Raw genomic sequence first — 13,199 nt, 5'->3', positions numbered from 1 at the left:
AAATTTAGTTTATTCTTAAATTATTCGCGTGAGTTAGCGCAATAGCGATCGCATCGGTGATATCAAGCGGTTTTATCTCTTTATTTATACCTAAAATTTTTTTTACCATAAATGCCACCTGCTCTTTGTCAGCCTTTGCCTTGCCAGTGACTGTTTTTTTTACTTGAAGCGGCGTATATTCGGCAAAGTCCCCATGAAGCTGCAAAATTTTAAGACTAAGTGCCCCGCGAAACTGAGCGAGTTTTAAGACCGTTTTTGGGTTGTAGGCAAAGAAGATGTCCTCTATCGCAACCTCGTCAAATTTATGGTTTTTAAAGATGAGATCAAGCCCCTCGCAAAGCTCTGTTATTTGGTATTGAAGCGTGTTTGGCTTTATCTTTATAAGCCCAGCTTCAAGAAGTATGGTTTTAAATTTGCTCTTTTCAAGTATCGCGTAACCGCAATTTTTCGTACCTGGATCGATTCCTAAAATTTTCATCACAATCTTTTCAATACTTTTTCACGACTTTTTCACGGCGTGAAAAAGTTTGTCGGAGTTTAACAAAGGTTTTATTAAATTTAAGATAAAATCGCTAATAAAATTAATTACTTCAAAAGGGTTTAAATTTGCTAGCAGACGAGATTTTAGAGCTTTTACAGACAAAAATATCAGCTAATGAATTTGACTGCTACATCAAACAATTAAAATTTAACGAAAAGGCTTCAAACGAAGATTTTATAGTTTTTAACGCCACGAGTGAGTTGATGGCTAAATTTATAAAAACTAGATACGCTGAAAAGATCGCCTACCTTTACGAAGTAAAAACCGGCAAAAAGCCAGAAGTCGAGATAACTAGCCAAACAAAGCTAAAAAACATAAAGCAAAACCAAGTAAATGTAAAGCAGATCAAGGCGCAAAGCAGCATTTTAAACCCTGGATATACATTTGAAAATTTTGTCTGCGGCGACTCAAATCAGTTTGCATTTTTAAACGCAAAAGCAGTCGCGGACAAGCCTGGCGTGCTTTACAACCCACTTTTTATCTATGGCACAACCGGCCTTGGAAAGACGCACTTGCTTCAATCAGTTGGCAACTACTGCCTAGATCAAGGTAAGGTTGTCATCTGCGTCACAAGCGATCAGTTTATGATTGATTTTACCACGCATCTAAATAGCCACTCGATGACTAAATTTCGTGAGAAATACCGAAACTGCGACGTTTTACTAATAGACGACGTGCAGTTTTTAGGTAAAACCGATAAAATTCAAGAGGAGTTTTTCAACACCTTTAACGAGCTCATCGCCAAAAAAGGTCAGATCGTCATGACCTCAGACCGCCCTGCAAAGATACTAAAAGGCTTTGATGAGAGGCTAAAGTCGAGATTTGAACAGAGCATAATGGCTGATATTACACCGCCTGAGCTTGATACAAAGATAGCCATCATCATCAAAAAATGTGAATTTGACAAAATTTATCTAAACAAAGAAGTGATCGACTACATCGCTACAAACATGGGCGATAATATCCGTGAAATCGAGGGTGCTATCATAAATTTAAACGCCTATGCAAGCTTGATGAGAGTTGAGATAACGCTTGAATTTGCTAAAAACACGCTAAAAGATCTCATCAAAGAAAAACATGAAAATATAAATTTAGAGACCATTATAGAGATCGTGAGCAAAGAGCTAAATATCAAGCCAAGCGACATAAAAAGCAAGTCAAGAGTGCAAAACATCGTCGAGGCTAGACGCATCATCATCTACCTTGCAAAGATGCTCACTACAAATTCAATGCCACAAATCGCAAACTATTTTGGTATGAAAGACCATAGCGCCGTTAGTCACAATATAAAAAAGATAAACGAGCTCATGGAGAGCAACGAAATTTTCAACCTCAGAGTGACTGAGATAAAGAACAAAATTTTAACAAAAGGATAAAAACAGAATGAAATTCGTGAATAAATGTGAAGAAATGAAAAATTCTTTTCACATTTTAAATAACGATGCTGGCGTGAGAAAAGATGATTTTCACACTTTCACGCTACCAACTAATACAACAAAAAGAAAATTAAAAATAAGAGGGAGTATTTAATGAAGGTTTTAATAAACAAAAACATGCTTGAGAGCATAGTAACAAACACTAATCCATATCTCGAAAAAAGAGATCTTAGTGCTATAACATCTCACATCTATATCTCTGCAAAAGATGGAGTTTTAAACATAAAAGCGACTGATCACGAGATAGGACTAGCATATAAACTAAGCAACGCAAAGATCGTTGATGAGGGCTATGCAACAGCAAATGGCAAAAAGCTACTTGACATCATCAAAAGCCTAAAAGATGAAGAAGTAACGCTTGAAACTGTTAATAACTATCTTTACATCAAGCAAAAAAACTCAAAATACAAACTTCCTATGTATAAATTTGAAGACTTCCCAGAGTTTCCAACGATAGAAGGTAAGGCTAAATTTGACATAGACGCCATAATGCTAGGCAGAAGCTTAAAGAAAATTTTGCCATGCATCGATAGCAACAACCCTAAATTTGAGCTAAACGGTGCTTTGCTAGATATAAAACAAAACTATATAAATATAGTAGGTACTGATACAAAAAGGCTAGCTGTATTTAAATTTGCAAATGAAGCGAGCAATGAATTTTCGCTAATCATCCCTAAAAAAGCGATAAATGAAATTCAAAAGCTATTTTTCGACAAGATAGAAATTTACTATGACGAAAACGTCCTCATCGCTCAAAGCCAAAATTTTGAGTTTTTCACAAAGCTGATAAACGGCAAATTCCCTGACTATGAGCGCGTTATACCAAAAGATATCGCTATAAGATTTGAGCTAAGCAGAGATAAGATGGTTGAGGGTATAAAGACTATTTCTATGCTAAGCGATCAGATGAAGATAACTTTTTCAAAAGAGAGCATCACATTTGAGAGCATCATAGAGGACAACTCTGAAGCCAAAACGATGATAGAGTTTCAAACAGGACTTGAAGAAGATATCAGCATAAATGTAAAAAATAGAAATTTAATAGACTTCTTACAAAGCATAGAAGATGAGAAATTTGAGTTTGGATTTAAAGATAAAAATTTACCTTTCGTTGTTAGCTCAAAAGAGCTTTTAACGGTTATAAGTCCATTAAATATATAAGTTAAAAAAGGTTTATGATGGAAAATAATTACGGCGCAGAAAATATTAAAGTACTAAAAGGGCTTGAGGCGGTCAGGAAGCGCCCAGGCATGTATATAGGCGATACTAACATAAGCGGTCTTCACCATATGATCTACGAAGTCGTTGATAACTCTATCGACGAAGCGATGGCAGGATACTGCGATACGATAGATGTTGAGCTTACACGTGAGGGCTCAGCGATCATTAGCGATAATGGCCGTGGTATCCCAGTAGATATGCACCCAACTGAGAAAATTTCAGCTGCGACTGTTGTTCTAACTGTGCTTCACGCTGGTGGTAAATTTGACAAGGACACTTATAAGGTCTCTGGCGGTCTTCACGGCGTTGGTGTATCTGTCGTAAATGCCCTTTCTAAAAAGCTAGTCGTAAATATCAAACGCGATGGCAAGCTTCACAGACAAGAATTTGCAAAAGGTATCCCTCAAAGCGATCTTGAAGTGATAAAAACTACAAACCGCACAGGCACGCAAGTCGAGTTTTGGCCAGATGATAGTATATTTGAAGTGACTGAATTTGACGATGAAATTTTAGTAAAAAGATTTCGCGAGCTAGCCTATCTAAACCCAAAGATAACTATAAATTTCAAAGATCAAAGAAATGGCAGAAGCGAGAGCTTTCATTTTGAGGGCGGACTTGAGAGCTTTGTAACTGATATGAACAAGGCAAATGCTGTTAGCAAAGCAGTCTCATTTAGCGGCGGCGAAGATGACGTTATGGTTGATTTTGCACTGCTTTACAACGACACTTATAGTGAAAATTTACTAAGCTTTGTAAATAACATCAAAACTCCAGATGGCGGTACGCACGAGGCTGGCTTTAGAGCGGGCCTTACAAGAGTTATCACAAACTACGTTCAAGCAAATGCTGCTGCACGTGAAAAAGATACAAAGATAACTGGCGAAGATATCCGCGAGGGACTTATCGCAGTTGTGAGCGTAAAGGTGCCAGAGCCGCAGTTTGAGGGACAAACAAAGGGCAAACTAGGCTCAAGCTATGTAAAACCTATCGTTCAAAAGATGGTTTTTGACGTGCTTACAAAGTATTTTGAAGAAAATCCTATCGAAGCAAGAGCGATAATGGATAAAGCTCTAATGGCAGCTCGTGGTCGCGAGGCCGCTAAAAAAGCTAGGGATCTAACTCGCAAAAAAGAGAGCATGAGCGTAGGCACACTACCTGGCAAATTAGCTGATTGTCAGAGTAAAGACCCAGTAATTAGCGAGCTATACCTAGTGGAGGGCGACTCTGCGGGCGGTTCAGCAAAGCAAGGACGTGATAGAGTTTTTCAAGCGATATTGCCGCTTAAGGGTAAAATTCTAAACGTTGAAAAGGCAAGACTGGATAAAATTTTAAAGTCTGATGAGATAAAAAATATGATAACAGCGCTAGGTTGCGGTATTGGAGATGAATTTGACGCTGAAAAGCTTAGATATCATAAGATCATCATCATGACCGATGCTGACGTCGATGGTAGCCACATCCAGACGCTACTTTTAACATTCTTCTTTAGATTTTTAAATAAAGTTGTAGAAAACGGCCACATCTACCTAGCTCAGCCGCCACTTTACCGCTATAAAAAAGGCAAAAAAGAAATTTATCTAAAAGATGAAAAGGCACTAAACGAATTTCTTATCGAAACTGGCATCGAGGGCGTTGATATAGAGGGCATTGGTAGTGCGGATTTGATTGACTTTTTAAAGATCGTTGCAGCTTATAGAAGCGTCTTAAAAGAGCTTGAAAAACGCTTTAACGTCCTTTCAGCGATCCGCTATATGATAGAAAATCCAGACATCGTCTCAAAAAGCTACAATGAAATTTTTGAAATTTTAAGAGACTTCTTAAAAGCTGAGGGTCACAACATCCTAAACCACTACGTTAGCGAAGATGAGGTTAGAATTTATGTCCAAACTGAAAGTGGCCTAGAAGAGCTTGTGGTAAATGAAAATTTATTTACAAATCCACTCTATGAAGAGGCGCTTTACATCAGCCAAAAGATAAAAGAGCGCGGCCTAGACTTGCATAGTGACGTTATAGACGTGCTTGATGAAGTAGAGAAAAATGCGAAAAAAGGTGCATATATCCAGCGCTACAAAGGTCTTGGTGAGATGAACCCTGAGCAGCTTTGGGAGACTACGATGAACCCTGAGAACAGAAGACTTTTAAAGATTGATATAAACGACGCTATAAGCGCTTCTGATACGTTTAATCTCTTCATGGGCGATGAGGTCGAGCCAAGAAGAAACTACATCCAAGATCACGCAAAAGACGTTAAACACTTGGATATTTAAAAGAAAAAGGATAAAAAATGAGCGAAGAGATGAAGTATGGCGAGAAAATTTTAAAAGAATTTGACGTAGAGAGTGACCTTGAGGTCTGGGAAAATAAGCAAACAAGGGACTATGTCATAAAGATCACTCTGCCTGAGTTTTGCTGCCTTTGCCCTCGCTCTGGTTATCCTGACTTTGCGACCATATACCTTGAGTACATCCCAAACAAGCTAGTTGTCGAGCTAAAAGCGATAAAGCTTTATATAAATAGCTTTATGAACCGCAACATCAGCCACGAAGATAGTATAAATGAAATTTACTCTGTTTTAGAGAAAAAACTTGAGCCTAAATTTATGAAGATAGTTGGTGACTTTAATCCACGTGGAAACGTCCATACAGTTATCGAGATCAGCTCTGATCTAGTGGTAAAAAAGCCAGCTGAAGAGAAAGAATACGCTCCAAGAAGTAGGGAGAGAAGCTTTAGCGACAAGCCGCGTGAGAGACGCAGCACAAGCGATCGTGCTAGCAGCAGGGGCAGCAGAGATGATAAATTTAAAAAAGATGACAAGCCAAGAAGAAGCTCAAATAAAGAGGGCTTTAGAAAGATAAGTTACGCTGATGATAAGAAGCCAAAAGTAGTCAAAAAGGATAAATAATGATAAGTGCTAAGCTTATAGAACATATCTTTAAAGCAGCATCTATATCACGTTGGAACGACTATCCAAAGATGACAAATTTAGTCGAGCTTGACAAACAGGCTCATAAATTTATCATCGCTTATTTCATAGCAAAACAAGAGCAAAATGCCGATATGAACTACATCATCGAGGCTGGAATTTTCGAGTTTTTAAGCAGGGTCGTAGTCACAGACATACGCCCTGACGTCTTTCACCACATCCAAAAGACGAAAAAAGAGCAGATAAATAGCTGGGTTTTAAGCAACCTTGAGACGCTCATCTCAGATATCGAGGACGGCGAGTTTTTGGAGAGGTTTAAAAACCACTATAAAAACGACAAAACTCACGAAAAAGAGCGCCTTATACTAAAAGCGGCGAGCTATCTTGCCACGAGGTGGGAATTTTCTATCGTCTATCAAACGAGCCAGTTTTTAAGCGATATCGACGAGCTTAAGGCCAAGGTCGAGGAGGAGATGGAGGATTATTACGAGCTGATTGGCGTTAGAAAGATCGCTATGAATCAAAAATTAGCCCGCCTTGTAGATCTAAGTGGCAGGCTAAGGTTTCAAAAGCGCTGGGCACAAACGCCTCGCATCCCTGAAACTGCGGTCTTAGGACACATGCTAGTTGTTGCGATACTTAGCTACTTTTACTCACTAAAAGCAAAAGCTTGCAAAAAACGGCTAGAAAATAACTTCTTTTGCGCACTATTTCACGACCTGCCAGAGAGCCTTACAAGGGATATCATAAGCCCTGTAAAATACGGCGTAAAGGGGCTAAATGAGATCATCAGCGAGTATGAGATGAGGCTTATTGATGAGAGGATTTTGCCATTTGTACCTGAAAAGATCAAAGATGAGTTTAGCTACATCCTTGGTATCAGAAAAGATGGCGAGAAATTTATCAAAGATGAGTTTGAAAATAGGACTTACGAGCGCAAGATCATCTGCCACGAAGGGACGATGGAGAACGTAAATGAGGATAAATTTAACCCGATCGATGGCAAAGCGCTAAAATACTGCGACAAGCTCTCAGCCTACATCGAAGCCGGAATTTCTATAAGCTACGGTGTCAAGTCAAAAGAGCTAACCGATGGTTTTAATAATATGTATAAATTTTTTAGCGAAAAACCTAAGATCGATGGAGTGGATTTTTTAGAAATTTGCGATGATTTTAATGAGCATTTTGGTTTAGAAAGACCCCCTCTCAGATGACTGCGGCACACACTTAATACAAGTGCTCTGCTGTGTTCCCACCCTGAAGCGGTGCTCATAAAAAGCATTGCACAGGTCTAAGAAGGAGCTTCGCAATCATACAAAAACTATACTTAAATTTAGTTTTATAGTTACATTTTTAAAAATTTAGCTTTAAGAGTATATAATCTCACATAAATTTCACCAAAAGTAGGGCAATGTCAGGAAAGATCAAACTTCGTTTTTTATCGGCCTTTAGAGATTTTTTTGTCTATCATCACAAGTCTTTAGAGTTTCGTGCCAAAATTTTTGCCGCGATTATCTCGGCTAAATTTGACCCAGACGAGGATGATTTTGACGTTTTAAATGACATCGTAAGTGAAATTTATGAAAACGATCAGACTAGAAAAGACTTCTTAATCCAAACCGTTAGAGAGTACGTCGCAAGGGTCAAAAGAAGCGACAGGATCACGCTTGACACGCTTCTTTTAAGCATAGATAAAGATATGAAAGATCACAAAAGATATGCTAAAAAGATAGACTTTTCGCACCTTCGCCGCTTGATGAGTGGCTGCGAGGAGGAAATTTTAGTGCAGCAAAGAGTCTATGAGTTTTTGATAAACGAGGTCAAACTCTACTCTCAAAGTGCTTAAATTTCACTCAAATTTAATCAAAAATTTTTCATGGCTTGTAGCTAAATTTTCTCGTTTTTTACCTTGATTTTCTCTATTTATCTAGCTAGCTTAGGCGATTTATGACCAAAATTCGAAATAACACTTCATAAGCTAAATTTACATTGATAAATGTGCATTATTTTGTGATAAAGCTGTTGCTAAGATAAAAAATTAAGAGCATAGATTAGCCCGTTTTGTAACTTCTTAGTGGTGCTTGCTTGCTACCCTGCAAAGGACAAGAGATATAGGGCTTTCAAAAGAGTACATTTGTCAGGTCATAAAAGAGAGTATCGACACAAAGCTAGGCAAAAACCGCCTACTTTGGCACGGTGCGAAGTAAATTTAAGCTGCTTTTTGCACGGCGGCTGAGTGAGTGATGATGTCGTGCAAATTTAGTTTGTCTTTTCTAAAAAAACAAAGGCAAAGTCCGATGACGCTAAAGCCAGCAAATGCAAAGCAAATTTGACGCAAGATCGCGTGAAAAAGGCTTAGTTTTTTGCCAGTTTGTAAATTTATGAGATAAATTTCTTGTGCTTTGTAGCCTGGAGTTTGCGCCTTTATGCTAAAAAATAGGCACATTATAAATGAGATGATGCTATTTACCACAAAGATGGCAAGCTGGTTGTTTAAAAAGGCCTCTTTACCGCCAAGAACGAGATATGTGCTGATGTAAAATATTGGCATGCCGATAATGAAAAGATCGATGATAAAGGCCTTTACTCTAGCCCAGATCGGTGCAATTTTTGCCTTTTGCTTTGCCAAGTTACTTTCCTATATTCATAAAAATTTGGCTAAATTTCTTGCCGTTATTATGCGTGACGCAGAGCATAGTAGAGGCGCGTGAGACCTATAAAGATCAAGCTTTTTTATCTCGCCTTTTAGCACGCCAAAACAGCCTATATAAATGCTAAGATTTTTGATCTTAGCAAGCATTTTTTGCTATTTTCTTGCATCAAACTAGCTCAACGCCTTTGCCACTTACCACTTCGCCGATCACGTAGCCATCACTATTTGCTAAGACAGCATCAACGTTTTCTTTAGGCACGACAAGGATCATACCAACGCCCATGTTAAATGTCCTCATCATCTCGCTTTCTTCTACTTTTTGCGCGAGGATTTTAAAAATTTCAGGCGTTTTTATAGCGCTTTTTTGCACCTTCGCACCAAGTCCAGCAGGAAAAACTCGAGGTAAGTTTTCAACTATGCCGCCACCTGTTATATGCGCCATCGCTGTGATCTTATCTTTTAAGTTTAAAAAGTCGCTCACGTAAATTCTAGTTGGCTCAAGAAGCACGTCGATAAGTTTTTTATCACCCACTTTTTCGTCAAATTTTAGCCCAAGCTCGCTTACTACTTTTCTTGCAAGCGAAAAGCCATTTGAGTGCAGGCCGCTACTTGGAAGTGCGACTAAAACGTCGCCAGATTTTACAAATTTGCTCCTATCGATCTCGTCAGCCTCGGCAATACCCACGGCAAATCCAGCAAGGTCAAAGTCGCCCTTTTCATACATCGACGGCATCTCGGCTGTCTCACCGCCGATCAGCGCGCACTGCGCCTTTTTGCAGCCATTTGCGATGCTTTTTACAACCTCTTTGGCGCTCTCTATCTCAAGCTTTGCAGTCGCGTAGTAGTCGAGGAAAAAGAGTGGTGTGGCGAAGTTGCAGATGAGGTCATTTACGCACATAGCGACTAGATCCTCGCCAACGCCCTCAAATTTCTTAGCGTCGATAGCTAGACGAAGCTTCGTGCCAACGCCATCGGTCGCGCCTAAAATGGCTGGGTTTTTATATCCGCTTGGCAGTCTGACCGCACCTGAAAATGATCCGATGCCGCCTATGACGTTTGGTGTTTGCGTAGATTTTACAAAAGGCTTGATCGCCTCAACAAAGCTATTTCCAGCATCTATATCGACTCCGGCATCTTTATAACTTATCATTTTCACCCTTTTGGTTATTTTTTAAAACTTTAGCCAAAAGTTGCTAAAATTGTTATCAATTTTCAAAAATGGAGCGAGTTTGCAGAAATTTCCAAACGCCTACGTTATCACAGGCTCGATCGCTAGTGGTAAAAGCACGGTTGTAAATTTACTAAAAGAGCAAGGTTTTAGTGTGATCGATGCGGACCTCATCGCCCACGAACAGCTTGAAATTTGCAAATGCGAGATAGTAGAAGCTTTTGGCGAGCAAATTTTAGATGAGACTGGTAAGATAGATCGCAAAAAACTGGGCGCCATCGTCTTTAACGAGCCAAAAAAGCTTAAAAATTTAGAGCAGATTTTACATCCAAAGATAAAAGCTGAAATTTTTTTCAAAGCTTCGCAGCTTGAGCGATTGGGGCAGGTTTATTTTGTCGATATCCCTTTGTTTTTTGAAAAAAAGGAGCGTTACGCTGAGTTTAAGAATGTAGCCGTGATCTATGCGCCAAAAGAGCTTTTGCTAAGCCGTCTAATGAGCCGAAATGGGCTAAGCTTAGAGGAGGCAAAAGCTAGAGTAGAGCTTCAGATGGATACCGAACAAAAGCGAAAAATGGCAAAATTTGTTATAGATAATAGCAGCGACAGGGAGAATTTACAGCTCGAGTTAGAGAAATTTCTAAAGCAAATTTGCGCTATTTCTTGATAAATTTACTAGCAAATTTATATGTTTGCATGGCCTCTTTACTATCCAAATCCCAGCTATCAAGCTCAGATTTTACTAAATTTGGAAATTTCTTGCTTATATCTTTTATTGCATTGCCAACCGACTTTCTAAGATACTCGCTCTCGTCTTCTTTTAAACTGGCTAGGCGCCTAATGGCCTCATCTGGGTTCTCTTTAAAATATGGCCTATTTGTCCATATCCTAAGCCCCTCTGTTACGGCTCTTTTTGCATTTGAATTGCCATTTTCTAGCCAGTTATCAATGACAAAAAGCGCCTGCTCGTAGCCAACTTTTTTACAAAACTCGTCAAACGCCTTTGCCAGCACCTCTTGAACCCTCCAGTTTTCATCTTTTGAGACTTCATCCCTCATAAACGTCAAAATTTCTTCGCTATCTGATAGGTGTCCAAAGAGAAAAACCGCATACATCCGCACTTGATAGACATTCGAGCCGTATGCTAGGTATGCAAGCTCTTTGCAGTACTCAGCTCCCTTTGCTTTATAGTCAGCCAAAGCCCTTTTTTCTTGCTCTTTAAAGCCATTTTCTATCAAAGAAAGCTCTTTTTCTAAATTTAAGATGTAGCTCTTCAAAGTGGCTCCTTTAAAATCACTAATAACTCTTATCTAAATTTTAGTAAAATCAAGCAAAAAATAAAAGGATGGCTCATGCAAGTCTCAAAATATAACGCTAGCGGCAACGATTTTGTCATATTTCACACATTTTTGAGCAAAGATAGAAGCGAGCTTGCAAGGCAGATTTGTAGCCGAACAAACGGCGTGGGAGCTGACGGGCTGATCGTACTTTTGCCTTATGAAAAGGGCGTGAAATGGGAGTTTTACAACAGCGACGGAAGCTACGCTGCGATGTGTGGCAACGGCTCGCGCGCGGCTGCTAGATACGCCTATCTAAACGGCCTTGTTAGTTCAAGCGAATTTGCTCTGCTAACTGGCAGCGGCGAGGTGATGGCAAGCGTGAAAGATGAGTGCGTCGAGGTCGTGCTAACAAGTCCAAAAATTTTAAGCGAGCCACAAAATGAAAACGGTAAAACTTGGTATTTTTACGATACTGGCGTGCCACACCTTGTAAATTTCACACAAAATTTAGATGAATTTGACGTCAAAGAGTGCAGGGCGCTTCGTCAAAAATACAATGCAAATGTGAATTTAGCCAAATTTGATGGCGGAGTTTTAAAGGTGAGAACCTACGAAAGGGGCGTAGAGGACGAGACGCTAGCTTGTGGCACTGGCATGGCGGCTTGCTTTTACGGCGCTACTTTAAATTTAAACGCAGCGCAATGCCTAAAAGTCTATCCAAAAAGCGGCGAGGAGCTTGGTCTTAGGCTTGAAAACGGCAAAATCTTATTTAGCGGGGCGGTGAAACACTGCTTTGATACGAGTATCGAAATTTAGCTTTTAGAGCAAGTTTCTATCGCTTGCTTTGGGTTAGTCAGAACAAGCAAATTTTCAAATTTATATCGCTAAATTTGCAGCGGTACTGATTAAAATTTAAATACAAACCATTTAAGACTTTAGCTACTTAAATATTTCAAGAATAAATTTATATGAAATTTGTTGGGGTGTAAAATCTCCTCCGAAATTTTATTTAGTGGAGTGGTGAAATACTGCTTTGATACGAGTATCAAAATTTAGCTACTTTGGCTGCTGGTAGTTAAATTTGGCTAGTAGTTTGTAAAAGTCGCGGGTAGTAAATTAAAACAAAGAGTTTTTAGAGATTTTGTTATTAAATTTTTAAGTGTATAAAAAAGAAGATCTCCGCCGAAGCGGAGAAAAGGTGTTATTTCAAAGCATCTTTTGCTTGTTTTGCAAGTGCCGCAAATGCCTTCGCGTCATTCATAGCTAGATCAGCTAAAATTTTTCTATCAAGTTCTATGTTAGCTTTATTTAAGCCGTTGATAAATCTTGAATAGCTAATGTCATTTAGTCTGCAAGCTGCGTTGATACGAACGATCCATAAACGTCTGAAATCACGTTTTTTCTGGCGTCTGTCGCGATATGCATAAACTAAACTTCTCTCTAGTTGCTCTTTAGCTTTTCTAAAGTGTTTATGTCTAGCACTGAAAAAGCCACGTGCTAGCTTTAAAACTTTCTTATGGCGTCTTCTTCTAACTACGCCTGTTTTTACTCTTGCCATATTTATCCTTTTACAAATTGGCGCTCACAAAGTGAGTCTTGCCCCTAAATTTGGGGGAGTTTGAATGACTTTTTGTCAAAAACTTAAATCTACGCTGCTTATACGCCGAGCATTTTGCGAACGGCTGGGACATTTGTGCTGTCCACGTATTGTGGGCCACGCAAATCTCTCATACGCTTACTAGGTTTTTTTGTTAAGATATGGCTTCTAAAAGCAGAGCCTCTTTTTATCTTATTTTTACCTACTTTAAAGCGCTTAGCAGCACCGCGAACGGTTTTCATCTTTGGCATGCTAATCCTTTTTGAAATTTTATACGCAAGTGCGTAAGATTTGGATTATAGCGAAAAATCCTTTAGAAAATTTAAATTTCACTTAGACAAAATTTGCAATAAATTTACATTTAACTTAAAAAAGTTTTAAAA

General features: G+C 39.0%; 16 protein-coding genes and 1 other RNA gene. 9 read left to right on the top strand and 8 right to left on the bottom strand.

Annotated elements, in window-relative coordinates; genetic code table 11:
• Nucleotides 1-4: 4 nt before the first annotated feature.
• The gene (gene ruvC / locus CYP84_RS03680) at nt 5-484 is read right to left on the bottom strand and encodes a crossover junction endodeoxyribonuclease RuvC (protein WP_087583362.1); all 480 of its coding nucleotides are present in this window, start codon (nt 482-484) and stop codon (nt 5-7) included.
• Nucleotides 485-606: 122 nt separating this feature from the next.
• Between ruvC and dnaA the strand changes: the two genes are divergently transcribed.
• The 5 genes from dnaA to CYP84_RS03655 all read left to right on the top strand — a co-directional run bounded on the left by dnaA (nt 607) and on the right by CYP84_RS03655 (nt 7,335).
• Complete coding sequence (gene dnaA, locus CYP84_RS03675; RefSeq protein ID WP_002940543.1) at nt 607-1,917, top strand: chromosomal replication initiator protein DnaA; 1,311 nt, start codon at nt 607-609, stop codon at nt 1,915-1,917.
• Nucleotides 1,918-2,070: 153 nt separating this feature from the next.
• On the top strand, nt 2,071-3,138 hold the full coding sequence (gene dnaN, locus CYP84_RS03670; RefSeq protein ID WP_021088742.1) for a DNA polymerase III subunit beta: 1,068 nt from the start codon (nt 2,071-2,073) through the stop codon (nt 3,136-3,138).
• Nucleotides 3,139-3,155: 17 nt separating this feature from the next.
• A complete protein-coding gene (gene gyrB, locus CYP84_RS03665) occupies nt 3,156-5,465 on the top strand; it encodes a DNA topoisomerase (ATP-hydrolyzing) subunit B (RefSeq protein ID WP_103581634.1) in 2,310 nt (769 codons plus the stop codon).
• Between the two features lie 17 nt (nt 5,466-5,482).
• Nucleotides 5,483-6,100 (top strand): preQ(1) synthase, encoded by a 618-nt coding sequence (queF, locus tag CYP84_RS03660; protein WP_009295129.1) that lies wholly within the window; start codon nt 5,483-5,485, stop codon nt 6,098-6,100.
• Nucleotides 6,100-7,335 carry an HD domain-containing protein gene (locus CYP84_RS03655; RefSeq protein WP_021092473.1) on the top strand — a complete coding sequence of 412 codons (1,236 nt, stop codon included), beginning with the start codon at nt 6,100-6,102 and terminating at the stop codon, nt 7,333-7,335. Before queF ends, CYP84_RS03655 begins: the two co-directional genes overlap by 1 nt.
• Here the strand turns inward: CYP84_RS03655 and ffs are convergent.
• Nucleotides 7,322-7,419, bottom strand: an RNA gene (ffs, locus tag CYP84_RS03650) — signal recognition particle sRNA small type. The two genes, CYP84_RS03655 and ffs, sit on opposite strands and share 14 nt — an antisense overlap.
• A 113-nt stretch (nt 7,420-7,532) precedes the next feature.
• On the opposite strand from ffs, the gene CYP84_RS03645 reads away from it, so the two are divergent.
• Together CYP84_RS03645 and CYP84_RS03640 are read left to right on the top strand one after the other, a co-directional pair.
• Nucleotides 7,533-7,967, top strand: coding sequence for a hypothetical protein (locus CYP84_RS03645; protein WP_103636710.1), 435 nt, complete (start codon nt 7,533-7,535; stop codon nt 7,965-7,967).
• Between the two features lie 235 nt (nt 7,968-8,202).
• Complete coding sequence (locus CYP84_RS03640; RefSeq protein ID WP_258033887.1) at nt 8,203-8,328, top strand: hypothetical protein; 126 nt, start codon at nt 8,203-8,205, stop codon at nt 8,326-8,328.
• 2 nt (nt 8,329-8,330) lie between these two features.
• On the opposite strand, the gene CYP84_RS03635 is transcribed toward CYP84_RS03640, so the two are convergent.
• Genes CYP84_RS03635 through purM form a run of 3 tightly spaced genes read right to left on the bottom strand, consistent with a single transcriptional unit; the run spans nt 8,331 to nt 9,924 of the window.
• Nucleotides 8,331-8,750 (bottom strand): RDD family protein, encoded by a 420-nt coding sequence (locus tag CYP84_RS03635; RefSeq protein ID WP_103636709.1) that lies wholly within the window; start codon nt 8,748-8,750, stop codon nt 8,331-8,333.
• A 15-nt stretch (nt 8,751-8,765) separates the two neighbouring features.
• Nucleotides 8,766-8,921 carry a hypothetical protein gene (locus tag CYP84_RS10710; RefSeq protein WP_180996373.1) on the bottom strand — a complete coding sequence of 52 codons (156 nt, stop codon included), beginning with the start codon at nt 8,919-8,921 and terminating at the stop codon, nt 8,766-8,768.
• A gap of 19 nt (nt 8,922-8,940) precedes the next feature.
• Entirely contained in the window at nt 8,941-9,924 is a 984-nt protein-coding gene (gene purM / locus CYP84_RS03630) for a phosphoribosylformylglycinamidine cyclo-ligase (RefSeq protein ID WP_103636708.1), read from the bottom strand.
• A 79-nt stretch (nt 9,925-10,003) separates the two neighbouring features.
• Here purM and coaE point away from each other — a divergent pair, with 79 nt between their 5' ends.
• Nucleotides 10,004-10,606: a dephospho-CoA kinase gene (gene coaE, locus CYP84_RS03625; protein ID WP_103636707.1), complete on the top strand. Its 603-nt coding sequence runs from the start codon at nt 10,004-10,006 to the stop codon at nt 10,604-10,606.
• Here coaE and CYP84_RS03620 read toward each other — a convergent pair.
• Nucleotides 10,596-11,216 carry a DNA alkylation repair protein gene (locus CYP84_RS03620; RefSeq protein ID WP_103636706.1) on the bottom strand — a complete coding sequence of 207 codons (621 nt, stop codon included), beginning with the start codon at nt 11,214-11,216 and terminating at the stop codon, nt 10,596-10,598. The genes coaE and CYP84_RS03620 overlap by 11 nt on opposite strands.
• A gap of 75 nt (nt 11,217-11,291) precedes the next feature.
• Here CYP84_RS03620 and dapF point away from each other — a divergent pair, with 75 nt between their 5' ends.
• A complete protein-coding gene (gene dapF / locus CYP84_RS03615; RefSeq protein ID WP_103636705.1) occupies nt 11,292-12,035 on the top strand; it encodes a diaminopimelate epimerase in 744 nt (247 codons plus the stop codon).
• Between the two features lie 385 nt (nt 12,036-12,420).
• On the opposite strand, the gene rplT is transcribed toward dapF, so the two are convergent.
• Nucleotides 12,421-12,777 carry a 50S ribosomal protein L20 gene (gene rplT, locus CYP84_RS03610; protein WP_009295119.1) on the bottom strand — a complete coding sequence of 119 codons (357 nt, stop codon included), beginning with the start codon at nt 12,775-12,777 and terminating at the stop codon, nt 12,421-12,423.
• Between the two features lie 98 nt (nt 12,778-12,875).
• Nucleotides 12,876-13,067: a 50S ribosomal protein L35 gene (gene rpmI, locus CYP84_RS03605; protein WP_012000969.1), complete on the bottom strand. Its 192-nt coding sequence runs from the start codon at nt 13,065-13,067 to the stop codon at nt 12,876-12,878.
• Nucleotides 13,068-13,199: the final 132 nt, after the last annotated feature.

The organism is Campylobacter concisus, assembly GCF_002912425.1.
Taxonomy (GTDB): domain Bacteria; phylum Campylobacterota; class Campylobacteria; order Campylobacterales; family Campylobacteraceae; genus Campylobacter_A; species Campylobacter_A concisus_AH.
Note: the sequence above shows the minus strand (reverse complement) of the source record. Positions and strands in the feature narration are given on the sequence as shown.

Bases quoted from the DNA above. Each gene is read 5' to 3' on its own strand.
- queF (WP_009295129.1), top strand. From the start codon at position 5,483: ATGAGCGAAGAGATGAAGTATGGCGAGAAAATTTTAAAAGAATTTGAC.
- rpmI (WP_012000969.1), bottom strand. From the start codon at position 13,067: ATGCCAAAGATGAAAACCGTTCGCGGTGCTGCTAAGCGCTTTAAAGTA.
- CYP84_RS03655 (WP_021092473.1), top strand. From the start codon at position 6,100: ATGATAAGTGCTAAGCTTATAGAACATATCTTTAAAGCAGCATCTATA.
- gyrB (WP_103581634.1), top strand. From the start codon at position 3,156: ATGGAAAATAATTACGGCGCAGAAAATATTAAAGTACTAAAAGGGCTT.
- purM (WP_103636708.1), bottom strand. From the start codon at position 9,924: ATGATAAGTTATAAAGATGCCGGAGTCGATATAGATGCTGGAAATAGC.
- rplT (WP_009295119.1), bottom strand. From the start codon at position 12,777: ATGGCAAGAGTAAAAACAGGCGTAGTTAGAAGAAGACGCCATAAGAAA.
- CYP84_RS03645 (WP_103636710.1), top strand. From the start codon at position 7,533: ATGTCAGGAAAGATCAAACTTCGTTTTTTATCGGCCTTTAGAGATTTT.
- dapF (WP_103636705.1), top strand. From the start codon at position 11,292: ATGCAAGTCTCAAAATATAACGCTAGCGGCAACGATTTTGTCATATTT.
- dnaN (WP_021088742.1), top strand. From the start codon at position 2,071: ATGAAGGTTTTAATAAACAAAAACATGCTTGAGAGCATAGTAACAAAC.
- CYP84_RS10710 (WP_180996373.1), bottom strand. From the start codon at position 8,921: ATGCTTGCTAAGATCAAAAATCTTAGCATTTATATAGGCTGTTTTGGC.